The 22,683-nt window shown below is 64.4% G+C and carries 29 protein-coding genes, 1 tRNA gene and 4 pseudogenes; 15 read left to right on the forward strand and 19 right to left on the reverse strand.

What is annotated here, in order from left to right; translation table 11 throughout:
• Positions 1-10: 10 nt before the first annotated feature.
• Positions 11-606, forward strand: a pseudogene (locus K6K41_RS21345) (SCO family protein).
• Here the strand turns inward: K6K41_RS21345 and K6K41_RS21350 are convergent.
• The gene (locus K6K41_RS21350; protein ID WP_261402174.1) at positions 597-1,439 is read right to left on the reverse strand and encodes a glycosyltransferase family 2 protein; all 843 of its coding nucleotides are present in this window, start codon (positions 1,437-1,439) and stop codon (positions 597-599) included. The pseudogene K6K41_RS21345 and the gene K6K41_RS21350 sit on opposite strands and share 10 nt — an antisense overlap.
• A gap of 130 nt (positions 1,440-1,569) precedes the next feature.
• Here K6K41_RS21350 and K6K41_RS21355 point away from each other — a divergent pair, with 130 nt between their 5' ends.
• Both K6K41_RS21355 and K6K41_RS21360 read left to right on the forward strand, forming a co-directional pair.
• Positions 1,570-2,043 carry a hypothetical protein gene (locus K6K41_RS21355; RefSeq protein WP_261402175.1) on the forward strand — a complete coding sequence of 158 codons (474 nt, stop codon included), beginning with the start codon at positions 1,570-1,572 and terminating at the stop codon, positions 2,041-2,043.
• Between the two features lie 41 nt (positions 2,044-2,084).
• Positions 2,085-2,159 (forward strand) — tRNA-Gly (locus K6K41_RS21360).
• 155 nt (positions 2,160-2,314) lie between these two features.
• Here K6K41_RS21360 and K6K41_RS29710 read toward each other — a convergent pair.
• On the reverse strand, positions 2,315-2,494 hold the full coding sequence (locus K6K41_RS29710) for a helix-turn-helix domain-containing protein (RefSeq protein ID WP_315855070.1): 180 nt from the start codon (positions 2,492-2,494) through the stop codon (positions 2,315-2,317).
• A gap of 117 nt (positions 2,495-2,611) precedes the next feature.
• Here K6K41_RS29710 and K6K41_RS21370 point away from each other — a divergent pair, with 117 nt between their 5' ends.
• The 3 genes from K6K41_RS21370 (at position 2,612) to K6K41_RS30720 (ending at position 4,798) form a co-directional block, all read left to right on the forward strand.
• Positions 2,612-3,607 carry an IS1595 family transposase gene (locus K6K41_RS21370; protein WP_261405805.1) on the forward strand — a complete coding sequence of 332 codons (996 nt, stop codon included), beginning with the start codon at positions 2,612-2,614 and terminating at the stop codon, positions 3,605-3,607.
• Between the two features lie 75 nt (positions 3,608-3,682).
• Complete coding sequence (locus tag K6K41_RS21375; protein ID WP_261402176.1) at positions 3,683-4,231, forward strand: DUF6036 family nucleotidyltransferase; 549 nt, start codon at positions 3,683-3,685, stop codon at positions 4,229-4,231.
• A 267-nt stretch (positions 4,232-4,498) separates the two neighbouring features.
• The gene (locus tag K6K41_RS30720) at positions 4,499-4,798 is read left to right on the forward strand and encodes an HVO_A0114 family putative DNA-binding protein (protein WP_378149312.1); all 300 of its coding nucleotides are present in this window, start codon (positions 4,499-4,501) and stop codon (positions 4,796-4,798) included.
• Here K6K41_RS30720 and K6K41_RS21380 read toward each other — a convergent pair.
• Positions 4,724-5,233 (reverse strand): hypothetical protein, encoded by a 510-nt coding sequence (locus K6K41_RS21380; RefSeq protein WP_261402177.1) that lies wholly within the window; start codon positions 5,231-5,233, stop codon positions 4,724-4,726. The two genes, K6K41_RS30720 and K6K41_RS21380, sit on opposite strands and share 75 nt — an antisense overlap.
• A gap of 55 nt (positions 5,234-5,288) precedes the next feature.
• The gene (locus K6K41_RS21385; RefSeq protein ID WP_261402178.1) at positions 5,289-5,705 is read right to left on the reverse strand and encodes a glycosyltransferase; all 417 of its coding nucleotides are present in this window, start codon (positions 5,703-5,705) and stop codon (positions 5,289-5,291) included.
• A gap of 85 nt (positions 5,706-5,790) precedes the next feature.
• Between K6K41_RS21385 and K6K41_RS21390 the strand changes: the two genes are divergently transcribed.
• Entirely contained in the window at positions 5,791-6,153 is a 363-nt protein-coding gene (locus K6K41_RS21390; RefSeq protein WP_261402179.1) for a hypothetical protein, read from the forward strand.
• A 480-nt stretch (positions 6,154-6,633) separates the two neighbouring features.
• Here the strand turns inward: K6K41_RS21390 and K6K41_RS30725 are convergent, their stop codons facing one another.
• The 4 genes from K6K41_RS30725 to K6K41_RS21405 are packed head-to-tail and all read right to left on the reverse strand — an operon-like array spanning position 6,634 to position 7,839.
• Entirely contained in the window at positions 6,634-6,816 is a 183-nt protein-coding gene (locus K6K41_RS30725) for a DUF6471 domain-containing protein (protein ID WP_378149310.1), read from the reverse strand.
• Complete coding sequence (locus K6K41_RS21395; protein ID WP_261402180.1) at positions 6,785-7,147, reverse strand: hypothetical protein; 363 nt, start codon at positions 7,145-7,147, stop codon at positions 6,785-6,787. Before K6K41_RS21395 ends, K6K41_RS30725 begins: the two co-directional genes overlap by 32 nt.
• Positions 7,148-7,188: 41 nt before the next feature.
• On the reverse strand, positions 7,189-7,551 hold the full coding sequence (locus K6K41_RS21400; RefSeq protein ID WP_261402181.1) for a Panacea domain-containing protein: 363 nt from the start codon (positions 7,549-7,551) through the stop codon (positions 7,189-7,191).
• Positions 7,552-7,611: 60 nt separating this feature from the next.
• A complete protein-coding gene (locus tag K6K41_RS21405) occupies positions 7,612-7,839 on the reverse strand; it encodes a DUF6471 domain-containing protein (RefSeq protein ID WP_261402182.1) in 228 nt (75 codons plus the stop codon).
• A 106-nt stretch (positions 7,840-7,945) separates the two neighbouring features.
• Here K6K41_RS21405 and K6K41_RS21410 point away from each other — a divergent pair, with 106 nt between their 5' ends.
• Positions 7,946-8,905 carry an IS1595 family transposase gene (locus K6K41_RS21410; RefSeq protein WP_261402183.1) on the forward strand — a complete coding sequence of 320 codons (960 nt, stop codon included), beginning with the start codon at positions 7,946-7,948 and terminating at the stop codon, positions 8,903-8,905.
• A 343-nt stretch (positions 8,906-9,248) separates the two neighbouring features.
• On the opposite strand, the gene K6K41_RS21415 is transcribed toward K6K41_RS21410, so the two are convergent.
• Genes K6K41_RS21415 through K6K41_RS21425 form a run of 3 tightly spaced genes read right to left on the reverse strand, consistent with a single transcriptional unit; the run spans position 9,249 to position 10,651 of the window.
• Complete coding sequence (locus K6K41_RS21415; RefSeq protein ID WP_261402184.1) at positions 9,249-9,539, reverse strand: hypothetical protein; 291 nt, start codon at positions 9,537-9,539, stop codon at positions 9,249-9,251.
• Positions 9,524-9,946 carry a hypothetical protein gene (locus K6K41_RS21420; RefSeq protein WP_261402185.1) on the reverse strand — a complete coding sequence of 141 codons (423 nt, stop codon included), beginning with the start codon at positions 9,944-9,946 and terminating at the stop codon, positions 9,524-9,526. Before K6K41_RS21420 ends, K6K41_RS21415 begins: the two co-directional genes overlap by 16 nt.
• Before the next feature lie 9 nt (positions 9,947-9,955).
• Complete coding sequence (locus K6K41_RS21425; protein ID WP_261402186.1) at positions 9,956-10,651, reverse strand: hypothetical protein; 696 nt, start codon at positions 10,649-10,651, stop codon at positions 9,956-9,958.
• Between the two features lie 406 nt (positions 10,652-11,057).
• On the opposite strand from K6K41_RS21425, the gene K6K41_RS21430 reads away from it, so the two are divergent.
• From K6K41_RS21430 to K6K41_RS21455, 6 genes and pseudogenes are all read left to right on the forward strand, one after another.
• Complete coding sequence (locus tag K6K41_RS21430; protein WP_261402187.1) at positions 11,058-11,978, forward strand: transporter substrate-binding domain-containing protein; 921 nt, start codon at positions 11,058-11,060, stop codon at positions 11,976-11,978.
• A gap of 161 nt (positions 11,979-12,139) precedes the next feature.
• A pseudogene (locus tag K6K41_RS21435) lies at positions 12,140-13,780 on the forward strand (lysine--tRNA ligase).
• A gap of 157 nt (positions 13,781-13,937) precedes the next feature.
• Entirely contained in the window at positions 13,938-14,249 is a 312-nt protein-coding gene (locus K6K41_RS21440) for a hypothetical protein (RefSeq protein WP_261402188.1), read from the forward strand.
• Positions 14,250-14,332: 83 nt separating this feature from the next.
• Positions 14,333-14,980, forward strand: coding sequence for a hypothetical protein (locus K6K41_RS21445; protein ID WP_261402189.1), 648 nt, complete (start codon positions 14,333-14,335; stop codon positions 14,978-14,980).
• A 194-nt stretch (positions 14,981-15,174) separates the two neighbouring features.
• A complete protein-coding gene (locus K6K41_RS21450; protein ID WP_261402190.1) occupies positions 15,175-15,624 on the forward strand; it encodes a hypothetical protein in 450 nt (149 codons plus the stop codon).
• Between the two features lie 372 nt (positions 15,625-15,996).
• Positions 15,997-16,305, forward strand: coding sequence for a DUF6460 domain-containing protein (locus tag K6K41_RS21455; RefSeq protein WP_261405806.1), 309 nt, complete (start codon positions 15,997-15,999; stop codon positions 16,303-16,305).
• Between the two features lie 7 nt (positions 16,306-16,312).
• Here the strand turns inward: K6K41_RS21455 and K6K41_RS21460 are convergent, their stop codons facing one another.
• Positions 16,313-17,407 carry a quinone-dependent dihydroorotate dehydrogenase gene (locus K6K41_RS21460; protein ID WP_261402191.1) on the reverse strand — a complete coding sequence of 365 codons (1,095 nt, stop codon included), beginning with the start codon at positions 17,405-17,407 and terminating at the stop codon, positions 16,313-16,315.
• Complete coding sequence (locus K6K41_RS21465) at positions 17,404-17,772, reverse strand: DUF952 domain-containing protein (RefSeq protein ID WP_261402192.1); 369 nt, start codon at positions 17,770-17,772, stop codon at positions 17,404-17,406. The genes K6K41_RS21460 and K6K41_RS21465 overlap by 4 nt, the downstream gene beginning before the upstream one ends.
• Positions 17,773-17,984: 212 nt before the next feature.
• Here K6K41_RS21465 and K6K41_RS21470 point away from each other — a divergent pair.
• Positions 17,985-18,616: pseudogene (locus tag K6K41_RS21470) on the forward strand (S24 family peptidase).
• Positions 18,617-18,660: 44 nt separating this feature from the next.
• On the opposite strand, the gene K6K41_RS29715 reads toward K6K41_RS21470, so the two are convergent.
• The 6 genes and pseudogenes from K6K41_RS29715 to K6K41_RS21485 form a co-directional block, all read right to left on the reverse strand.
• The gene (locus K6K41_RS29715) at positions 18,661-18,948 is read right to left on the reverse strand and encodes an alpha-hydroxy acid oxidase (RefSeq protein WP_315855071.1); all 288 of its coding nucleotides are present in this window, start codon (positions 18,946-18,948) and stop codon (positions 18,661-18,663) included.
• Positions 18,949-19,036: 88 nt separating this feature from the next.
• Positions 19,037-19,231 (reverse strand): annotated as a pseudogene (locus tag K6K41_RS29720) (alpha-hydroxy-acid oxidizing protein); the annotation flags it as partial.
• A 106-nt stretch (positions 19,232-19,337) separates the two neighbouring features.
• Positions 19,338-19,691 carry an alpha-hydroxy-acid oxidizing protein gene (locus K6K41_RS29725; protein WP_315855242.1) on the reverse strand — a complete coding sequence of 118 codons (354 nt, stop codon included), beginning with the start codon at positions 19,689-19,691 and terminating at the stop codon, positions 19,338-19,340.
• Entirely contained in the window at positions 19,583-19,936 is a 354-nt protein-coding gene (locus tag K6K41_RS29730) for a hypothetical protein (RefSeq protein WP_315855072.1), read from the reverse strand. Before K6K41_RS29730 ends, K6K41_RS29725 begins: the two co-directional genes overlap by 109 nt.
• A gap of 373 nt (positions 19,937-20,309) precedes the next feature.
• Positions 20,310-21,320: a WD40 repeat domain-containing protein gene (locus K6K41_RS21480; protein WP_261402193.1), complete on the reverse strand. Its 1,011-nt coding sequence runs from the start codon at positions 21,318-21,320 to the stop codon at positions 20,310-20,312.
• A gap of 172 nt (positions 21,321-21,492) precedes the next feature.
• Positions 21,493-22,668 (reverse strand): CobW family GTP-binding protein, encoded by a 1,176-nt coding sequence (locus K6K41_RS21485; protein ID WP_261402194.1) that lies wholly within the window; start codon positions 22,666-22,668, stop codon positions 21,493-21,495.
• Positions 22,669-22,683 lie beyond the last annotated feature (15 nt).

Here is a 22,683-nt window from a genome sequence, read left to right on the forward strand (position 1 = left end):
AGCGTCCCCCATGTCCCCCCGCACGGCCTTCATCGCCGGAACCGTGGCGTTTCTCGTCGGCGCGGCGGGCCTTGCGGCCGCCGTCCTCCACATAAGCGCCTCGGGCGGCGGGCAGACGGCGACGCAGGCCTCGTCGGTCGGCGGGCCGTTCCGCCTCGTCGACCAGGATGGCAGGGCGGTCACGGAAGCCGACCTGAAGGGCAAGGCGACGCTGGTCTTCTTCGGCTTCACGCGCTGTCCCGACATCTGCCCCACGGCGCTCTACGAGATCAGCCAGGCGTTCGCCGCGATGGGGCCGGACGCCGCCAAGGCGCAGGCGCTGTTCGTCACCGTCGACCCCGAGCGCGACACGCCGGATGCGCTCAAGCGCTATCTGTCGAGCTTCTCGCCGCAGATCCGGGCCTCACCGGCACGCTCGAGGCCGTGCAGGCGATGACCAAGGAATATCGCGCCTACGCCAAGAAGGCGCCGACCAAGGACGGCGACTACACGATGGACCACACCGCGATCGTCTATCTGATGGATCGCAACGGGGCCTTCGTCGCGCCGCTCAACGTCAAGCGCAGCCCCGAGGAGATCGCGGCCGAGATTCGCCGCTACGGCTGAAGCGGGGTCGCGCGGCGGCGCGACAGGCCGTGCGGGGTCTTCTCCCAGCTGTGCGTCTGGCCGGCGAGGATCTGGAACAAAGCGCGCCAGGCCGCGAGCCCGACGAGCAGCCAGTAGATCGGCAACGTGACGAGCGAGAGCGCGAGCCGCCCCGGCAGTCGGCGGTCGACTCCCATCCAGCCGCAGGCGAGCGCGCCCGCAAAGCCCAGGATCAGGTTGGCGAAGTGGAACGCGGTCAGCGCCGCGTCCGCGACGCCGGTCGGCGCGGCGAACAGGCCGCCGGTCAATCCGCTCCACAAGAACGCGGCGAGCACGATCGGGAAGGCGAGGGCGGAGAGCGCGACGCCCGACACGGCGAGCTGGGCGGCGGCGAAGCCGAATGGGCCTGCGTGAAGGAGCAGCCGTCCCGGGCTGCGGCCGTGCACCAGCGCCGTGACCATGTAGCCCTTCATCCAGCGCGTTCGCTGCTTCAGCCAGACCCCGAGGCTGATCGGGGCCTCCTCCCAGGTCACGGAAGGGATGGTCTCCGTGCGCAGGCCCGAGGCCGCCAGACGCAGGCCGAGGTCGGCGTCCTCCGTCACGTTGCTCGCGTCCCAGCCGCCGAGCGCGCGCAGGGCCTCGACGCGAAAATGCGGCATCTGGCAGCAAACGCATGAGGCCATCGGCCCCTCATTCTCTTGACCTGCAGCCTGCTCCGACAGCCAGTTGAAAGAGCGCAGACACGATAGTTTAGAAAGAAAGTCTGAAGCGCGTTCTGGAGCAGGCTCGCTTGCAATGCGCCCACACAAGACCCAAGGGAATGAACGGTTATTGACGCTTTGAGGAACAGCCATAAAGCCATTTGAGGGTTCGGGACTTATAATCCTTGAACCTTGGCCTCTACTCGAAATCGGACGCGAAACCTCGTGGACATCGCTTTTCGGAAGTGCCTATCCTTGGCCGGAAGCGAATCAGGAGGTCGACGTGACCGATCTGAAAAGCCAGATAGCCGATCTCAGATCCGAACTGGATCGCTCCCACGAGCAGACGTTCGCGGTTCTGGAACAGGCCGTCTCTATGATCCAGAAATCGTTCCGATCGGAGATCGTCCGTCAGTCCGAAATCTGTCAGCGGCTGAGCCGTCTCGAGATCGTTGCCAAGCTCGCCGACGGTGAGGCCATCCCGGCGATCGAGGTCGAAGAGCACATCGTCGAGGAGAGGCCGCGCCGCTCGGCGTCAGACATCATCCTCCATCGATTGAGAGACAGCCGGTCGCCGGTCCCGACCAGTGAGCTGGACGAGCTGGTCACCGAGCAAGGGCTCACGAGATCTGCCGCGATCAAGGCGAAGTCGAACCTGAGGAAGGATGGCTTCGTGACCGCGGCGAAGTGCCGGTGGTCGATCACGGCCGCCGGCCGCCGAAAGATTAACGGGCACCACCCTCCGGGCGGCCCGTAAAAAGAAAACGGCGTCGGTGGCCGCCGACGCCGTTCCCAGATGCAGACGTAGTTTAACAGGCCAAAACCTGTCGGTTGCCCCCCGACAAGATGCGGGTCCGAATCCCGTCGTCTGCTCCGATTCGAACCGGATTCGAGCGCAGGTTCGCGCCGTTGGCGCCATGCGTCAAGGCTGGCGCGCGCTTGCTTGGCGAGCTCAGATCCTCAGGCGCGTGTAATGGAACTCGACGCCGAGCGGAATCTCCTCCTCGTGGTAGGTGAAGACGAGGCCTTCATCCTCGAAAACCTGCTTTAGCATCAGCATGTTTGTTCGAGATTGGCGTTCGCCGGCCCTTCTCGAAGTCACGCACGGTCGACAGCGAAAGGTTGGCCGCGTTCGCCAGCTCTTCCTGGGTCCAATCAAGCAGCGCGCGCGCCGCGCGGCACTGCTCCATGGAGATCACGTCAGGCATGTCAGTCAACTTTTATAGGGAACGTCAACGATTAGCGTTGACGTTCCGAGACTCAACGTTCAAGTGTAACGCCAACGATAATCGTTGGTCAAACGGGCGTGGATCGAGAAGCGGGCGATACGCGGAAGGGGCAGCACTTTCTGGGAGTCGGCCGACGCGCGCCAGCTCTCGCTGCTCGACATCGCCCGCCTGTCGGATGAAGACGCGCTCAAGCTCTTCGAGGGCGTGCGCTGGTGCGACACCCAAGGCGAGCCCGTCTGCCCGAAGTGCGGCTGTCTGACGGTCTATCGCCATAAGGGCAAGCGTAAGATCTTCACCTGCAAGGGCTGCGCGGCGCAGTTCAGCGCGACGAGCGGCACGATCTTCCACTCAAGGAAGCTGCACGTTCGCGACATCCTGTTCGCCATCGCGATCTTCGTGAACGGCGTAAAGGGCCACTCAGCGCTCCAGCTCTCACGAGAGCTCAACTGCCAGTACAAGACGGCCTTCGTCCTCGCCCACAAAATCCGAGAGGCGCTCGGTAAGGGCATGGACGAGCGCGAGGCCTCCGGCACCGTCGAGGTCGATGGGGCCTATTTTGGCGGGTACATCAAGCCTGCGAACTATTGGGAGAACCGGCGCGATCGCCGACTGGCGAAGAACCAGAACGGCAAGCGCCGGGTGGTCGTGATCATGCGAGAGCGCGGCGGCCGCACGCTGCCGTTCGTTGTCAAGCACGAGGCCCAGTCGGTCACGACGCTCGAACGGCGCATCCGGCCGGGCAGCACGGTCCACGCCGACGAGGCAAACTCGTGGAACCCGCTCCATTACGCAGGCCTCAACGTGAAGCGGATCAACCACAAATACGCCTACAGCGACGAGGGCGCCTGCACGAACAATGCGGAAAGCTTTTTCTCGCGGATCCGGCGCGCAGAGATCGGCATGCATCACCACATCGCCGGGCCCTACCTGGAGGCCTACGCCAAGGAGATGGCTTGGCGCGAAGACGCCAGACGGATCGACAACGGGACGCAGTTTCTGCTGATGGCGCTGGCGGCGATCGGCCATGAACCGTCAGCGATCTGGAAGGGCTACTGGCAGAAAGCAAAAACATCAAAAATCAGTAGGCAGTAACGCCTCATAGGTCCTGCGGCTCTGTTGAATTTTATATCATACAGGGATATATTAAAGCAGCATTGAGGAGAGAGCATGCCGATCGAAGCTTCGACCATTGAGGGCCTCTTTGCGAAGATCGGCGCAGAACTCAAAAAGCCAACAACGCTTTGCGTGATCGGGAGCACTCCCGGGATCGCCACAGGTCAAAATGAACGGCAAACCCCGGATATTGACGTGTGGTTTGCCGGTTCGAGCTTTGATGCGACAGAGTTGAATGAGGTCTGTCGCAAAATTGGCGTTCTTTATGATCCAAAATCAGAAGAAATCGACCCAGAAAAAATATACATTCAAATAATTCGTCCTGGTGTAGTTCAGCTTCCTAAGGAATTTGAAACGGAAATCATTGGGAGATATGGCAATCTTACTGTGATAATGCCAAGTCCTGAATTGTTGGCTGCAGCGAAGCTTGTCAGGTCGAGCCCAACTGATGTTCAGGACGTTGTTTGGTGGGTTAAGCAGAGGGGTCTTGATCTCAGTGACATCGAGTTGGCGATCAAGCAACTTCCCAAGGCATCACACCGCGAAGCAGCTGCTGAAAATCTGGTGTTCGTCGAACTAACCACTGGTCGAGATTGCAAATGAGCAGATCTCCTCGGGAACTGTATGTTTCTGCGCTAGACGCGCTACTTCGTGGAAACACGGCTTCTGTCGCCCACAGTCGAGATTGGGAGTTGCTCCGCGAAATTTCCCGCCTTGCGACGTCTGACGCTCCCACGGAGCTTGCGGCAACTGATCCGGCCCTATTCCTCACTTGGAGGTCGGCCGTGACTCGTTTCCACCTTGCAGGGTGGAGCGCCATGACGCCCGACCGGATCGACAATGTCGTTCACCGTCTGAACGATAAAGCGAATGCGCCAGTTATCTGAAGCGGAGCTTGTCTTAAAAGCCCTTACATCGAGAAACATAGATATTATCGCGACAATCAATGGCGATGCGCCTGAGAGCATTGCTGAGTTGGCAAGAATATTAGGAAGATCTCAGTCCAATGTATCAAGATCTTTGGTGCCACTTGTAAAACTCGGAATTATCAGCCTCGAAGGCGGCCGCCCGAAGCGACCGCGTTTATGCAGAGGGTCAATCTGTTTGGATCTTTCTGAGATCCAGAGCAGTCGAGTTTCCGGGAAGGTGCCCCGGCCAGACACGTCGTGACCAAAGCAGGTTGCCGTTTCCATCGGCCGCCGATCGCACGCGCCCATCGTCACGCTGCTTTCGAAGCGCCTTCGATGCGCGCCGCGTGACCTCCGACAGGAGCTTCCTGTCTCTGGCATCGTCGCCTCGTAATGCGATCACGCTCTGAGCAAGCTCCCGGGACGTCATCGGCCTATCTGCGTCCGCGATCTCCCGCATCAAGGCGCGGGTCAGCTCGCCGGTCCCGAACATGACCTGGCGCTTCTGACGGGGCATGGCGGCGTCCAGATCGCCCTTGTAGCCAAACGAAGCCAACGTCCGATCCAGGGCGTCAATGTCGTTCCGGATCTCGGCCATCCGATCGCGGATGCGCTCAGCCTCGTTGAAGAGCTCGGCGCGCTTCCTCAGCAGTCCGGAAATGGTGTGGTCGTAGCCGTCAGAGGTCGCTGATTTCATGACCTGAGAGTGCCTCAGGTAAGCGGAACTGAGAACGGATCGCGAGGTGCGTTTGCTACCGGATGCCGCGAAAATGGTTCGACGTGCCGCCGAGCGGGATCGGCAGCCGAAGCGTGGCGAGCGCAGGCAGCACCACATAGAACAGCGCCGCATATTCGATCGCGAAATGGCGGGCGAGCCAGCCGTCGCCGATGTTGTCGATCGCGAGCTTGGCCTGCACGCAGCCGAGTTCCGGCCCTGATCGCCGGAAGGCGTGGACCGCGACGCGCAGCTGGGCGGGATCAGGCCGATCCTCGGCGTCGTAGACGGTGACGAATTCGCCGCGCGCGCACAAAAGGCCGGCGTTGAGCGCCCTCGGCTTGGTGCGGGGTTCGCCGGGCGGCACGACGAGCACTTCGGTCCCGGCCCGCGGCGGCCGGCCCGCGAGCGCCGCCAGCGTTTCGGCGTCGCCTTCCTCGACGAGGATCTTCACGTCGAGTTTCGCCGGCGGATAGTCGCGGCCTTAGGTATCAAACGCACCAACGCGTGAGAGCCGAAGGCCGGGTAGGAGACTATCCGTGCTGAACTATTTGCTCGCTAAGTGGGCGATCGTCGTATTTTCCGGATTGAGAATCTGCACGCCGGAAGCGGAGAGCCATTACTCCTTTAGCGCCCTCTTCGGGACAGGTGGTCATAAGGGGTACGAAGACGTTTCTTCGTTCACCGGACAACGTTTCGTAATGAAACGTATAATCAACAGCAATGTGCCGTCCCGCCATAGATATCAAAGCATCTTCAGGATTTATAGTGATCTGAATGCGGTGCGTGAGATCATCATTAGGTCCAATAAAAGCGTAAAGTTCAGCATTCCAACTGTCGTACTGGTATTCTTCGTCTGTAAAGTGGGCAACGTAAAAAAACTTCAAGCCGAAAAACACTAATTGGAGACAGCCCATTATTAATAATGGTTGTCTTACAAAATGCAGTTCCGTTCAAAACTTTTACAGTACCCTTTTTCAAGTGTGGGTAAGAAGCAAACTGTTTGATACTGACGTCTCTAGCCGTTCTCGCCGCTTCAGTAGCGGCCCACGCAGCCCAGACAGTTGCAATAAGAGCCCCAAAAGCAGCAATTACACCGGCTATGGTGGCGATAAATGTTTTAAAACTCAGTCTATAGGACTCTCTAGCGGCATTAGCGGCTACCCACTGCGCGCAAAGATCTGGGCCGTTATCGCTCTCGCTATTCTCGCAGCGATCCTCATTAGTATAGGGGCTTGGAAGATCCCTGAGCGCAAGCAACAAGGCGTCATTGCCGGACTTGTTGTACTGCTCTCTGGTTTCGGCGTTTTGGGCTGCGCGTTGTGGGTACTCGCCGTAAGCTAAAGCAAACAGCACAAACCCGATTGGTATTATAGCTATCGCTAATCCGTACCCAACCGGAGAGAAGACGCGCCAATCGCTTCCAGCCATAGAAAAAGCAACACCGCCGTGAATCCGCCGCAGCGGATCTTATTGGCGATGTTCCGTTTCGTCTCGTGGATTCCGAATGCCGCAAGCTTTTCGGCGCGCAGGCTATTTAACTGGCGTCTTCCAAACTGTGGCAAGTTTTTCGATCAGTTGATTGATCGGATTGACGCTGCATTTTTCAGCGAGGACAACAAGTCCCACAAGTTGCAAAAGCCCGATCACAACGGGCGTTCCCCAATTGTTGGCTGATGTTAAAAAATACGTGTCGAATATAATTGTACACAGAACAACTGACAAGAACTTGTATTCGTTTAGCGTCTTTTGAAGATTTTCCTTATCGGATTGCAGAGATGCTATTACGTCATCGCGGGGGTCATCGTCTTCTCGACTGTCATCCCCAAGGCCGAGTGGCGGGCGCTCCGGGGTCGTTTGGAGCGGCGAAGTTCCAGTATTCTCGGTAAATGTCATGGTTCGGGATCTTTATGCCTCGAACGCCATTCCGGTAATTATCAGCCCAAGCGCCACCTTCCGATGGGTAAGGTCAACGAGATGGCCGGCCTCACGCCTTTTAAGCCATCCGCCGCGTCTTTCAGAATATTAAATTCGGTAGTCCCAGGCATTACAGGGACATACCAGCTGAAGGCGCTTGGACGGATTGGCGCGCTGCCAGTGCCTTTGGCTCGACCATAAACCTCCGGCACTACCGGTCCGTAATCCCACGCCTCGAAGGCTTCGTTGATCAACGGCTGCCCGGTCCGGCCCAGATGATACATGTGAGCAAGGTAAAGGATCTTCTGGATTTCGAGATTGGACAGAGTCCAATCCCTAAGCTCACCGAGAGTGCGAGCTGCGGAGAGTGCCGAAACGGTCATGACCAAGCCTGCTGGCGACACTCACAAAGATAATGATCAGATTGGAAAAGTCAATATAATTCAGTTAGATAGCTCAATTCTGGAAACGCCAATTGCTTCAAGGCATTGAATCATGAACACCGCTGTAAACTTCCCTCGCGCGAGCTTGTTGCGAATGTTTGGCTCTGTCTCGCTGACGCCGATCGCTGCCAGCTTTTCAACGAGCTGGGCGTAAGAGACCCCCCGACGCTTAAGCTCCGCTTTCAAGAGCCCCTTGGCGCGAGCTTCCCATTCTGCGTTATCGGTCATGATGCATCCCGTGCGTTACGTATGCCATCATATGAGATGCAATCGACATTGACAACGATACTCATTTGCCATCATATACGATGCATAAGCATCGGAAACGACGGCAATGGCTCAGCACTTTCTCTTATCGGCTCAGGCCCGCACCCTCTCCCTCCGCACGATCTACCAGGCGGGCGAGGCCAAGGCTTACGAGACGTTCAAGGCGATCCGTTGGGCCGCCACGAACGGCGAGCCCGTTTGCCCGCGCTGCGGCTGTGTCGAGAGCTACGGCATCCCGACCCGCCGCAAGTTCAAGTGCGTGGCCTGCCACCATCAGTTCAGCGTCACCAGCGGCACGATCTTCGCCAGCCGCAAGATGGCGTTCGTCGACCTTCTGGCCGCGATCTGCATCTTCACCAACGCCGTGAAGGGCATCAGCTCGCTTCAGATGTCGCGCGACCTTGACTGCCAGCAGAAGACGGCCTTCGTCCTTTGCCACAAGCTGCGTGAGGCGATGGCGGCCGAAGTCGAAGGCGAGACGCTCGACGACGTGGTGGAGATGGATGGCGCTTACTTCGGCGGCCATATCCGTCCGGCGAACCATTTTGAGGATCGCGTCGACCGTCGCCTCGCGAAGCACCAGACCGGCACGCGCCGCGTTGTGGTCGTCCTGCGCGAGCGCGGTGGCCGCACCCTCCCGTTCGTCTGCCGCGCTGAAGGCGAAGGCGTCGAGATCGCCAAGCGCGTCGTTGACCGCCTCGCGGTCATCCACGCTGACGAGGCGGCGCATTGGGACGCGTTGCACGCTGGCTGGAAGACCTTCCGCATCAACCACTCGCAGGCCTACAGCGACGGGATCGGCTGCACCAATCAGGCGGAAAGCTACTTCTCACGCCTGCGTCGCATGGTGACTGGTCAGCATCACGGCGTGTCGCCGCGCTACCTCAGCCAGTACGCCCATGAGGCGGCTTGGAAGGAAGATCATCGCCGCATGGACAATGGCGCGCTGGCGTTTCGCTCACTTGGCCTTGGCCTCGCGCACGGCGTTAGCCGCTCGTGGAAGGGTTACTGGCAGCGGTCAGCGTAACGCACGGAGAACAAATCGGGGAGAAGAGAGAACAGAAGATTGACACATCGTAAAGATGTGGAATCCTGAGTCGTTCTGCGGCGAGTCGCCAAAGAATAAGCCCAGCACGTGATGGGTTCACGCACTGGGCTTTGGTCAGAACCGCCCGGCCAAGGCGGCGATATGATCACGATCGGATCATTTGCTCCGATCTCGATTCATGTCAACCCGAGGCCGGCCTCATATAACGAGGTCTTTATGTCTAGTTGGAATGTCGCACTCACGAGAGAGCAAGGGCAGGTCTTTGCAATCGTGCTCGTGACGGAGTCCGCAATGGCGGACATCCACAATCGCGATCGCGTAATCATGGCGTGGCAGGACGAACTTGGGTGCCGTGTCGCCTTGCTAAGCGAACGACGGTTCCAGAGCTATGGCCCGTCTGACATTGTTCGATGGCTTCGGAATATCCATCCGTCACAGCTTCCGTGGCGCAAGATGACTTTGGCGGCGTAATTCCGGCAAGGATCGATAAAGCGTCCATAAGGACGCCAAAAACAATCGCGCGCTCGCCTTCGTTCATGGGGGCGAGCGCGTTGCTGCCACTGATCTCAAAAAGCTGATTTCCGTCGCTCTCAATTGTCAGACGAACGCCCATACTCGTAATCCCTTTCTTCTGCCGCGCCCGCTTACGCTGCCCCTCTTCTCCTGCATCCGCAAGGCCTGCACGATCCGATAAGTGATCGCCTTGCGTAGCTCCTCATCGGCCGCAAAGCCCTTAGCCTTCATGACCGCGTAAGCAAGCTCGCGCGTGTCCATCGGCCCGCGCTCAGCCAGCGCAGCCTTGCAGATCCCCGTCATCTCGCCCTTGCGGAACAGCCGGTGGACGTCCTGATAAACCCGCACGCCGTCTGGAGCCGCCGCAGCCTCGAATAGCTGGAGCGTGGCGGCGACGTGCTGGAGGTCGCGGCGCGCCTCCTCCAGCCTGCGCGTGTACGTGACGATCGCCGTTTCGATCTCGTCGCGCTTGCGGCGAAGGGTGAGGACGACGTTGGGTTCGGACATGGCCCGAGTTTAGCGGGTCGCTGCCGTTGAGGCTCTAGGGGTTGTGGTGCCGTTGCTACCTAAGGCCGGATAGTCGAGCCGCTCGATCGCGTCGAGGAGCGAGGGAACGACCGCCGCCTCCCGGTGAAGCGCCGCCATGACGGTGTAGACGGGAAGGGACGCGTCGTCGCTCCACAGTCGGCGGGGCGCCTCGGCCGGCGGCGTAAGCGCGAGCATCAGGCGAAAGCCGTTGGAGGTCGCGAAGACGAGGCCGCCGAGCAGCAGAAGCGTCGCCCAGACGCCGGGCGCGAAGATCGCCGCGGCGACGACGAGCGCGGCGATCAGCAAGACGCCGGCCTGCGCGCCGCGGCCGACCCGCGGCATGCCGCCCACGACGCTGAGCTCCGGCACCGTCGCGGCCGGGCCTTCGGCCGCCCGTGCGGACAGCCCGCCGCCGGCGCGCGCCGATGCAAGATCGAGAAAGGCGCGCGGGCCCGCGATCGCGAACGAACGCGTGCGCGGCCGTCCGCGGCGCGAGGCGGCGAGCCGGCGGATCGCGGGGCCGCGAGCCGCGATCACGAAGCGCGGTCGTCCGTCGGCGGTGAGGGACGCCAGATAGCCGCTCGCACAGGCGAGCTCGAAAGTGTCGGCGTCGATCGGGCCGGCGGCGGCGTCTTCCGGGCCCGCGACGTCGAGCCCGAGCGCGCGGGCGAAAGTTTCGATCAAGAAGGTCTCGTCGAACGCGCCGGACGCCAGCAGGACGTCGAACGGTTCGGCGCCGATCCGACGCGCCTCGACGAGCGCCGCATGGACCGGTCCCGGCGGCAGGCCGGCGCGCTCCAGCGCCGCGAGATCGGACGGGAGGCCGGGGCCCGCGGGCCTGAGAGCAGGGAGGCCGTCGGTTTCGCGCGCGTACGCCGCCGGCTCGGCGCGCAGGGCGCGGCCGTCGGACGGTCGCGCCGCCGAGCGCGATCGGATGCGCGAAAGCGCGCGCGGACTCGTGTATCAAGGCTGTGCGTCCCCCGACGCGCCGCCGGAGGGCGGCAGGCTCGACCCAAGCGGGTACGAGAGTACGATCGGCGCGGGCGAGGAGTCGAGTCGAATGCAACCAAAGAGCGGACGCCTCGCGCGAATGTTTTCGGCGCTTTCGGGCGCCGTCCTGGTCGCCGCCGCGCTCGCCGCCCCGGCGTCCGCCCAGTCGGACCAGGGCGGCGTCGCGATCCCGCGTTATTCGGATCCGAAATCCCGCATCGAGAAGCCCGACCTGCCGCGCAACCGCGTGTTCAAATGGGCGACGGGCGACGACTATCCGCCGTTCCACTACATCGACGCCGAGGGGCAGCCGACGGGCTTCGCGGTCGATCTCGCGCGCGCGATCTGCGAGGAGCTGAAGATCGCCTGCACGCTCCAGGCCTGGCGCTGGGACGCGCTGATGGACACGATCGAGAAGCGGCAGGCCGACGTCATCCTCGCCATGGCGCGCCCGACCCCGCAGCTTCGCCAGCGCTTCCTGATGACGGACCGGGTGCACCAGACGCCGGCGCGCTTCGTCGCGCGCAGCGACAAGGCGGTTCCGGACGCCACACCCGAGGCGCTGAAGGGCCGAACCGTCGCGGTCGTGAAGGGCTCGGCCCACGAGGCGTTCCTAAAGGCCTATTTCCCGGACGCGACGCCCAAGCCCTATGACCGCGCCGACGCCGCCCGCGCCGCGGTGAAGGCCGGCGAGGCAGATCTCGCCTTCGGCGACGCCGTCTCGCTCGCCTTCTGGCTGAACGGCACGGGCTCGGAAGACTGCTGCCGCTTCGTCGGCGGCCCCTATGTCGACGCGCGCTATTTCGGCGAGGGCGTCGGCGCGCTCGTCTCGCCCGCCGACGAGACGCTGCGGCAGGCCATCGATTACGCGCTGCGGCGGCTCGACGAGAACGGGACCTACGCCGAGATCTACCTCAAGCATTTCCCGTCGGGATCTGGTGAGGCGGTTTCGCTCCCCGAGGAACTGCGGGCTTCGAGACGGCGGCTGAAGCCGCCTCCTCAGCATGAGGATCGTTCCTAAAACGCCCTCGACCTTCCTCATGCGGAGGAGCGGCCTTCAGGCCGCGTCTCGAAACCCGCAGTTCGGCTGGAACGGGGTTCGAACCAGAACCCGGTTTCCACTCTTCCGCCGCATGCAGTAGTAGGATCGCTCCTCACGACGCATTCGGACCGGTTCCAAAAATGGCCTCTGACCTTCCGCCCCTCGACGTCGCTCTCGCCGCGAACGCCTGGCCGTTCGAGGAGGCGAAAAAGATCGTCGCGCGGCTGAAGAAGCGGCCGAAGGACGGGCCGGTCCTGTTCGAGACCGGCTACGGGCCGTCGGGCCTGCCGCATATCGGCACCTTCGGCGAGGTGGCGCGCACCACCATGGTGCGGCACGCCTTCCGGGTGCTGACCGAAGACAAGATCCCGACGCGGCTGCTCTGCTTCTCGGACGACATGGACGGCATGCGGAAGGTCCCGGACAACGTGCCGGATCCTGCGGCGCTCGCGCCGTATCTTCAAATGCCGCTGACCTCGGTGCCGAACCCCTTCGGCGGGAACTACGAGAGCTTCGGCCACCACAACAACGCGATGCTGCGGCGCTTCCTCGACACCTTTGGGTTCGACTACGAGTTCGCAAGCGCGACCGATTACTACCGCTCCGGCAAGCTCGACGCCGTGCTGCTGCGCGCGGTCGAGAAGTACGACGCCATCATGAAGGTGATGCTGCCCACGCTCGGCGAAGAGCGGCAGGCGACCTATTCGCCCTTCCTGCCGATCTCGCCGGTGTCGGGGCGCGTGCTCTACGTGCCGATGAAGGCGGTCGACGCCAAGAACGGGACCATCACGTTCACGGATGAGGACGGGCAGGACAAGACGGTTCCCGTCACCGGCGGCAAGGTGAAGCTGCAGTGGAAGCCGGACTTCGGCGCGCTGGGCGGCGCTCGGCGTCAATTTCGAGATGTTCGGCAAGGACCATCAGACCAACGCGCCGCTCTACGACAGGATCTGCGAGATCCTGGGCGGCGTCGCGCCGGAGCACTTCGTCTACGAGCTGTTCCTGGACGAGCAGGGCCAGAAGATCTCGAAGTCGAAGGGCAACGGCCTGACGATCGACGAGTGGCTGACCTACGCCAGCCCGAAAGCCTCGCGCTCTACATGTACCAGCGGCCGCGAGAGGCCAAGAAGCTGCATTTCGACGTCATCCCGCGCGCAGTCGACGAGTATTTCCAGTTCCTCGGCGGCTACGAGCGGCAGGAGTGGAAGCCGCGGCTCGGCAATCCTGTGTGGCACATCCATTCCGGGAACCCGCCGGCCGAAGGCCTGCCGGTGAGCTTCGGGCTGCTGCTCAACCTCGTCTCGGCCTCGAACGCCGAAAACCGCGACGTGTTGTGGGGCTTCATCGGCCGCTACGCGCAGGGCGTGACGCCCCAGACGCACCCCAAGCTCGACGAGCTCGTCGGCTACGCGATCCGCTACTACGAGGACCACGTGAAGCCGACCAAGCGCTTCTCGGCGCCCGACGAGGTGGAGCGCGAGGCGCTCTCGAGCCTCGAGAAGGCGCTGGGCGAACTGCCGGCGGGCGCGAGCCCCGAAGACGTCCAGACCGCGCTCTACGACGTCGCCCGGGCCGTGCCGCGCTACCAGGACTTCAACGCCAAGGGCGCGACGCCCGAGCGGCCGGGGGTGAGCCAGGAGTGGTTCGCGGCGCTCTACCGCACGCTGATCGGCCAGGAGAAGGGCCCGCGCTTCGGCTCCTTCGCGGCGCTCTACGGCGTCGAGGAGACCCGCGCGCTCATCCGCCGGGCGCTCGACGGGGAGCTGGCGAAGGCGGCGTGACCGAGGCGGTTCGCCTCAGAGGCGACGAAGGGCGGCGTCTACGTAAGATTACCTACACAAGTAGAGTTTACCGGCAGGAATATTGACCGTCGTTTCTTGATCGAGAAACAACAGCGCTCGGCATGGCTGCGTTCTGTTGAATTCTCGGGGAGATGGCGTGAAGTTTGTTTGGGTCGTCGTCTTCCTGTTCGCCTCAACCTGTGCGGCGCTGGCCGACGTCGGACCCCCGATGGCCGAGACGTTGCGCCGGAGCGCCGACGGCGGGCGGATCTCCGTCAGGGACGCGCGCGCCATCGCATCGGGCGCCGAGCCCTATCACCGCGTCTTCATCCACATGAAGGACGACGCGCCGGGCGGGGACGGGGCCGGCCGCCAAGCGGGCGCTCAGCCGTCGCCGCCCAGAAGGCGCGCGTGCTGGCGCGCCACTTTGGCGGAGCGGTCAAGGCCGAGGACGACTACGGTCTCTTGACGTTCAGGAGCGGCGGACTGCTGTCTGCGACAGTCTCGGCCGGCGAAGTCGAAGGCCTTCTCCGCGATCCGGACGTGTCGTTCGTGGCGATCGTGCCGCGCGGAACGTTCGCGGTCCGGCCGGCCGTCGCGCCGCCTCCGCCCTCTGGCGTGAACAAGGACCAGGTGCTGGTCGCCGCGCAGAAGCTTCTCGGCGTGGACAAGCTGGCGAAGGCTGGTCTGACGGGCGCTGGCTATTCCATCGTGATGATCGACGGGGGCGTCGACCTGACGGTGAGGGCGATGAAGCGGGCGGTCGTCGACGGTTTCTGCTTCTCTCGCACGGACAAGAAACTCGGCATGACGAGTTCGTGTCCCGCCGGCGTGAAGTTCGGGCGCGCGCAGCCTCGCGGCCGGATCCCAGACCTGCGCGTTCGCAGGCTGCGAGCACGGCACGATGGTGGCGTCGGTCATTGTCGGCTCGGACACGGCGAGCGAGTATCGCGGCTTTGCGCGCGACGTGAAGATCATCTCGATCAATACGTTGAGAAAGCTCGCGAAACCGGACAAGGACGGCAATCTCTACGCCATCTATTTCGACGACGTCCTGGCCGCGATCGAGCGCGTGAACGCGGAGGTCATGACGCCGAGAAGAAAAGCGCTGAAGTACCGGATCGGCGCGCTCAACATCAGCCTCGGCATGGAATGCAGCGGCTTCCGCTTCGGTATGGGGCCGACGAATCTACAATATGAGGCGATCTCGCAGAGTGGCGACGGTCGCGGCGGCGGGCAACGGCGGCTCCTTCGACGACGACGACGCGAAATCCGATTGCCGGCCTGCGCCACCTACGCGGAGCGGGTCGGAGAAGTCGCGATGGATTATACGCTGGGCGAGAACCGATCACCAATCGGGCGGATCGCTACGCGGTCAGCGAAGGCCTGCGGTGATGGCGGCGTCCGTGGGACAGGGGCGATACGCCATGGAGCGGCGCCGGGGAACGTCGCTCGCCGCGCCGCAACTGTCGGCGGCGCATGTCTTGGGGCTGCAGGCCGGGACCATCGGGCTGCTTGCGGCTCCGAAGATTCCGATCGCGCTCGGGAAGCGCGCTCCCGGCGTGGGAGCCGAGGGAGTGGGCTACGTGCCGCGCGTCGACGCCGCCGCCGCCTCACTGCGGAGGTTCGACACCTTCGTGCCGGCGGTTCCGAAGTTCGACTACTTCAACTGGACGACGAACAGGCCGGAAATCGCTGCGGCGTGCATCGACGAAGAGAAGTATGATCGAAACATAGCGAATAACACATTTTACAAATTCAGAACGTCCGGATGCCAATCGTCAAAGATTTTTACGTTCTATGGACCAAGCTTTAGTGGAAAGAAAAAACAAACTGAAGATTAAGGGGGTCGGGATGATCCGGGACGAGGGTGATTGACGGCGCCTCGAACGGAGAGTGGTTCACTGCCGGCAGGGAGCGCGACAACGAGACGGTCTGGAATTGGCCGTATCCCTTCTTCAACACCGAGGCGGTGATCGTGAACGCGGAGGGAGGCGTCGTCGAACGCCTCTCCGTCAACGTCGCGAAAAAGGTCGTCAGGTGCTCTGGCCGGCCGAGTCGACGAAGGACGAAAGCAGCACCTGCAAATGCGTCAGCGGGTGCGAGTACGACGTCGACTACAAGTAGCGGGGAGGGCGCAGGGAGACCCGCGCTTGCATGACGCTCGCGAACCGCTATCTCGATAGGCGGGCGCGAGAGGGAAGGAACTCACCTTGGTGTTTCGCAGGGACGGCGAGGCGGGAACCCGCTACGGCTCCGGAACGATGACGCGGATCTTCGGCGGCTCGCCGCTCGGCGTGCTGATCCGGCTGGCGCTGCTGTGCGTGATCGTCGGCCTGATCCTCGACCAGCTCGATCTCAACGCCTTCGAGCTGTTCCGCTGGGTCGCCGACGAGATCGAGAATCTCATCCGCAACTCCGCCGACGTGCTGCGGCTGATCGGCCGCTACTTCCTGATCGGCGCGGCGGTCGTCATCCCGATCTGGATCGTCATGCGGGTGCTCAACGTCGGCGGGCGGCGCTGACGAGCCGTCAGTCGCCGGGCCCCTCCGCCGCGACCGCTTGAGCGTCGCGGCCGACGAGAGCCGCGAGCGAGCCGACGCCCTCGCGGCCGAGCGTTGCGCTCAGTTCGGCGAGGATGCGGCGGACGAGGTCCGGACCCTCGAACACGAGCCCGCTGTAGAGCTCGACCAGCGTCGCGCCGGCGCGGATCTTGGCGAGCGCGTCGGCCCCCGACGCGACCCCGCCTACGCCGACGAGCGGCATCGCGCCTTCCATCCGCAGATGGGCCTGCGCCAGCATCCAAGTCGAGCGGCGCATCAGCGGCGCGCCCGAAAGGCCGCCGGCCTCCTTGGCCGCCGCCCCTTTCAGCGTCGCCGGGCGGGCGAGCGTGGTGTTGGAGACGATGAGCCCGTCGAAGCCGCGCGCGCGCGCCACCTCCACCACGTCGTCGAGGCCGAGCAGGTCGAGATCCGGCGCGATCTTGAGCAGCACAGGCCGTCGCGGCAGGCCTTGCGCCGCGGCCTTGTCCCGCGTTTCGATCGCGCGGGCCGCGAGGTCGTCGAGCGCGGCCTTCGCCTGCAGGTCGCGCAGGCCCGGCGTGTTGGGCGAGGAGATGTTGACGACGAAGAACGAGGCGTGGCGCGCGAAGGCCGAAATCCCGAGCGCGTAGTCGGCGGCGCGGTCCTCCGAATCCTTGTTGGCGCCGACGTTCACGCCCACGATCCCGGGGCGTCCGGCGCGGCGGGCGAGGCGGGACTCCGCCTCGCTCGCCCCGGCGTTGTTGAAGCCCATGCGGTTGACCACCGCGCGGTCCTCGGCGAGGCGGAACAGCCGCGGCTTCGGGTTGCCGGCCTGCGGGCGCGGCGTCACCGAGCCGATCTCGACGAAGCCGAAGCCGAGGCCGAGCATCGCGTCGGGCACGCGCGCGTCCTTGTCGAAGCCGGCCGCGAGGCCGACGGGGTTCGGAAAATGCAGCCCAAAGGCCTCGACCGCAAGCCGCGGATCCACGGCCGGCGGGCGGCCGCGCGGCAAGAGCTCCAGCGCCGCGAGGGTCGCCTCATGGGCGCGCTCGGGATCGAGCGCATGGAAGGCGGGCCGGACGAGCGGCCACAGCGCGCCGATCACGCCGGCGCTCCGGCAGGCGCCGCCTCGCTCGGGAAAATGTGCCGGCCGTCCTCGCCGAGCGGCAGCGCGCGGACCCAGATCGCGGCGGAGGTCGGCAGCGGCGCGTAGAGATGGGGAAACAGCGCGCCGCCGCGCGAGGGCTCCCATTTCAGCGCGTCGCCGAGCGGGGCGGTCGCGACGGCGATCAGCACGAGGTCGTTTTGATCCGCGAAATGCTTGGCGGCCGTTTCGCCGAGCTGGTCTGCGGTCGAGAAGTGGATGTAGCCGTCGGCGAGATCGACCGGCGCGCCGTCGAAGGTCCCGGCGCGCGCCGCCGCCTCCCAGAGCGCCGCGGGCGCGATCTTGTAGATGGTCGCATCGGTCATCGCGACCTCGCATCGGTTGGCGGTTGCGGAACGCAGTCCGTCATCGGACGTTGGACGGACTGGCGGCCGCGAGGTTTAGGACCACAGGGAGGCGTGAGGCAAGAGCGCGTGCGATGTCCGCTGGACATCGACGGTTAAAGGTAGTAATTCCTAGTTCTAGGTATCGTTGCCGTACTTTGAACCAAAGGCGGCCGCGAGGAGGCGACAGGCGCATGCTTGGCCATGGCCAGATATGGGCGGCGATCGACGCGCTCGCCGCAAAGAACGGGCTCTCGGCCTCGGGTCTCGCCCGCAAGTCCGGGCTCGATCCGACGACGTTCAATCGCTCGAAGCGGATCGCGGGCGACGGCCGGCCGCGCTGGCCTTCGACCGAGTCGATCGCAAAGGCGCTCGACGCGACCTCGACGCCGCTCGACGGCTTCATGGAGATCCTCACCGGGAATGGTCCGTCCGGACGGCGACGCACGGTTCCGCTGATCGGAATGGCTCAGGCGGGCGAGGGCGGCTATTTCGACGATGGCGGCTTTCCGGTCGGCCAGGGCTGGGACGAGATCGCGTTTCCGGACAACGAGCACGAAACGCCTATGCGCTCGAGATCGCCGGCGACTCGATGGCGCCGGTCTATCGCGACGGCGACGTCGTGATGGTCGCGCCGGGCGCGCCGATCCGGCGAGGCGACCGCGTGGTGGTGAAGACCACCGAGGGCGAGGTGCTGGCCAAGGAGCTGGCGCGCCGCACCGCCAAGCAGGTGGAGCTCCGTTCGCTCAATCCCGAGCATCCCGACCGCGTTTTCGCGGCCTCGCAGGTGGCGTGGATCGCCCGGATCGTCTGGGCGAGCCAGTAGGCCGCCGCCCCGCCGGCATGCGGCGAGGTGGCGTTGGCCAGTTCTCACGCCCGGACGACGTTGTCCGGGCCGATGTCGGCGATCTTGGTCGCGCCGACCTGGCGCATGATGGTCTCGAATTCGCGCTGCATGATCTTGAGCACGGCCGCGACGCCCGGCTCGCCGAAGGCCGCGAGGCCCCAGCAATAGGGCCGGCCGATGCACACCGCCGTCGCGCCGAGCGCCAGCGCCTTGAGCACGTCGGTGCCGCGGCGGAAGCCGCCGTCGACCAGAACCGGGATCTTGCCGTCGACGGCCGCGACGACCTCCGGCAGGGCGTCGATGGTCGCCATCAGGCTCTCCTCGGCGCGGCCGCCATGGGTTCGACACGATGAGGCCGTCGACGCCATGGTTCAGCGCTTCCGCCGCGTCCTCGCGCGTCATGACGCCCTTCAGCACCAGCTTGCCCTTCACGATCTTGCGCAGGCGATCGACATAGTCCCAGGTCATGCCGGTGCCGTAGAGGTTCGTGACCTTCGAGACGTCGAGGCCGTCGAACATCGGCTTGCGGCTCACCTCGTTCTTGAAGCCGCCGGCATGGCAGGCCTTGCAGTCGCGGGTGTCGTCGCGGCGCATCTCGAAACAGCGTCTCGGTGTTGCGTCCGCCCTGACGGTCGACGGTCAGCACGATCGCCGGCGCGCCGGCGGCCTCGGCGCGCTTCACCATGGCCTCGGTCACCGCTCAGTCGTCGGTCGGATAGAGCATGTACCAGACCGGCGCGCCGCGCTCGGCGGTCACGTCCTCGATCGAGGTCGAGCCGACGGTGGACAGGATCATGCCGTGGCCCTGGACCTTGGCGGCGCGGGCGACCGCGGACTCGGCCTCGGGGTGGAACGCGCCCTGGCTCGAGACCGGAGCGAGCGCGATCGGGCTGTTCCAGGTCTGGCCGAAGATCGTGACGCTGGTGTCGATCTTGCGGACGTCGATCAGCCGCCGCACCCGGATGCGCAGCTTCGAGAAGGCGTCGTGATTGGCGAACAGCGTGGCGTCGTCGTCGACGCCCGACGCCAGATAGCCGTAATGGGCCGGGGGCAGGCCTGCTTGGCCGCCGGCTCGAAGTCCATCACTTCAAGCGCCTGGTCAGGCGAGGCGATGACGTCGCCGACCTTCGAGGCCGGCGCGCGCAGCACGTCGTAGCTCTGGGCGAACGCCGCTCCCGAGGCCGCGGTCAGTCCGCCGACGATCGCGCTCACGCCGGCCGGCGTCATCAGCGGGCTCGCGGCGAGAAAACGGATGAAGTTCCGGCGATCGGTCGAGATGCGGTCCGGATTGGCGCTCATCGGAAGGTCTCCATCGGCCGCGCGCCATCGTCGCCGCGCCCGGAGGACCGGGCACGGATCGGGAGAGCGCGCGAGGGGCTGGACGCTGGATGCGCCGGGAATGGGTGCGAGACGAGAATTAGACTTAGACGAAAGTCTATGTCTGCGTGATCGCAGCCGGGCGCGGGCCTGTCTAGTTCAAATCCGGCGCGGCATGGGCGCCATGCGCCTCATGCAAGCTGTGGCATGCCTGACTTTGCGGATCCTATTCGGACATGATCCGGGACCCAGAGCCGACGCCCTTCAGGCAAAAAGGCGCTTCGGCCGTGACGTCTATCTTTGAAACCGAAGCGGTTTCGGGTCCCGGCTCGAGGCCGGGACAGACGGGCGCCGCTCACTCCTCGGGAAGCGCCACCACGCCGGCCGCGCCGTCTTCCGTCCCGAAGGCGAGGCGGTCTCCCCGGCCGTCCCAGCCGAGCGCCGTGACCGCGCCGCCGTCGCCCGGATTTCGGGCGAGGATCTCGGCTCCGTCGGAGATCCGCACGATCAGCGCCGCGCCGTCCTCATAGCCGAGCGCGACGACGCCGGCTTTCGGATGCGCGGCGACGCGGGAGACGCGCGCGGGGCGGATGCCGAGCTCCTTGGGGGCTTTGCCCATCGGGCCGTCCTTGGCCTGGAACGGCCAGAGGATCGCGGCGTCCGCTCCCGCGGTCGCGAGCCACTTGCCGTCGGCGGTCCAGGCGGTCGAGCGCACCTTCCCAGGGTATCCGGACATGCGCATGTGGCCGCCGGTCGCGACGATCCAGCCATGCAGCGCATTCTCCTGCATGGTGGTGACGACGAAGCGCCCGTCGGGCGAGAACATCGCGTCGATGTGGCTGCCTTTCCAGGTCAGCTCCTTGGGCGCGCCCGTGACGCGCGGAAACCAGAGCGAGACGCCGTTGTAGCGCGAGACGGCGAGCTGGTAGCCCTTCGGCGCGAAGGCGAGGCCGCGCGCGGAGGAGGGGGCCTCGAAGGTCTTGACCTCGCCCTTGCCGTCGCGGGCGAAGACGGTCTTGCCGGACGACCACGCCACCGCGCCGTCGGCGCCGATCGCGAGCGCGTCGATCCAGCCTTTCGCGGCGCCGAGCGGCTCCGGCGTGTCGTTTCCGGTGAATCGGAGCACCTTGCCGTCGTCGCCGCCGGTGACGAGCACGTTCTTCCCCGTCGCCGCGACGTTGACCGAGCCCTGATGGGCGGGCACGCGAAGTTCGCCCTCTTCGGTGACGAACAGCACCGCGCCGTCGGCGAGCGCGAACACGGCCGCCGTCCCGATGAAGCTCGCCGAGATGACGTAAGCGCCGGCCTCGATCGGGGTCAGGCGCTCGGTGAGCGAGGGATAGCCGGCGTCGTGGGGGAGGGACATGGGAGCGAGGATCTAGCCGAGTGCGTGCTTCGAGACGCCTTGGCTGACGCCAAGGCTCCTCAGCATGAGGGAGGTTTCTGGTTCAGGAAACTCCAACGGTCCTCATGCTGAGGAGCCGGCCCGAAAGGGCCGGCGTCTCGAAGCACGCAGTTCGTTGGGAGACAGCGGCCCCTTACGCCGCGCAGGCCTCGAAGCCCTTGCGGAGCTTGGCCTCGTCGAGCTCCTTGCCGATGAAGACCATCTTCGATCGCCGCCTCTCGTCCGTCTTCCACTCGCGCTGGAGGTCGCCGTCGAGGATCATGTGGACGCCCTGAAACACGAAGCGGCGGGGCTCGTCCTTGAACGCGAGGATCCCCTTCCAGCGCAGGAAATTCGCGCCGTCGGTCTGGGCGAGTTCGTTCACCCAGGGCATGAACTTGTTGGGATCGACGTCGCCGGGGATTTCGAGCGCGACCGACTGCATGGTCTCGTCGTGATAGGTCTTCAGGCCGCCATGCGAGTGCTCGCCATGGCCGTGGTCCTTGTGCTCGAAGCCCGGCTTTTCGTGCGCATGATGGTCGTGGCCGTGATCATGATGGTGGTCGTGCCCGCAGCCGCAGTCGGGCCCGTGCTCGTGATGCTCGTGCCCGTGGTCATGGCCGTGATGGTGGTGGCCATGGTCGTGCCCGTGATGATGGTGATGATCGTCGGCCTCGAGGAAGGCAGGCTCGATCGCGAGAATTCGGTCGAGGTCGAACGCACCCTTGTCGAGCACCGCGTCGAGCGCGACGTCGCACTTTTGCGTCCGGATGACGCGCGCGTAGGGGTTGAGGCCGCGGATGCGGGCCTCGACCTCTTCGAGGTCGTGCTCGGAGACGAGATCGGTCTTGTTGAGCAGGATCACGTCCGCGAAGGCGATCTGGTTCTTGGCCTCGGGCGCGTCCTTGAGCCGCTCGGTCAGCCATTTGGCGTCGGCGACCGTCACCACGGCGTCGAGGCGCGCCTTGCGGCCCACCTCTTCGTCGATGAAGAAGGTCTGAGCGACCGGCGCGGGGTCGGCGAGGCCGGTGGTCTCGACGATGATCGCGTCGAACTGGCCCTTGCGGCGCATCAGGCCTTCGAGGATGCGGATAAGGTCGCCGCGCACGGTGCAGCAGATGCAGCCGTTGTTCATCTCGAACACTTCCTCGTCGGCGCCCACGACGAGGTCGTTGTCGATGCCGATCTCGCCGAACTCGTTGACGATGACGGCGTATTTCTTGCCGTGCGGCTCCGAGAGGATGCGGTTGAGGAGCGTCGTCTTGCCGGCGCCGAGATAGCCGGTGAGCACGGTGACGGGCGTCTTGTCGTCTTTGGCGGCGTCGAGCATGGGGCCTCCGGGGGG

The organism is Chenggangzhangella methanolivorans, from assembly GCF_019797865.1.
Taxonomy (GTDB): domain Bacteria; phylum Pseudomonadota; class Alphaproteobacteria; order Rhizobiales; family Methylopilaceae; genus Methylopila; species Methylopila methanolivorans.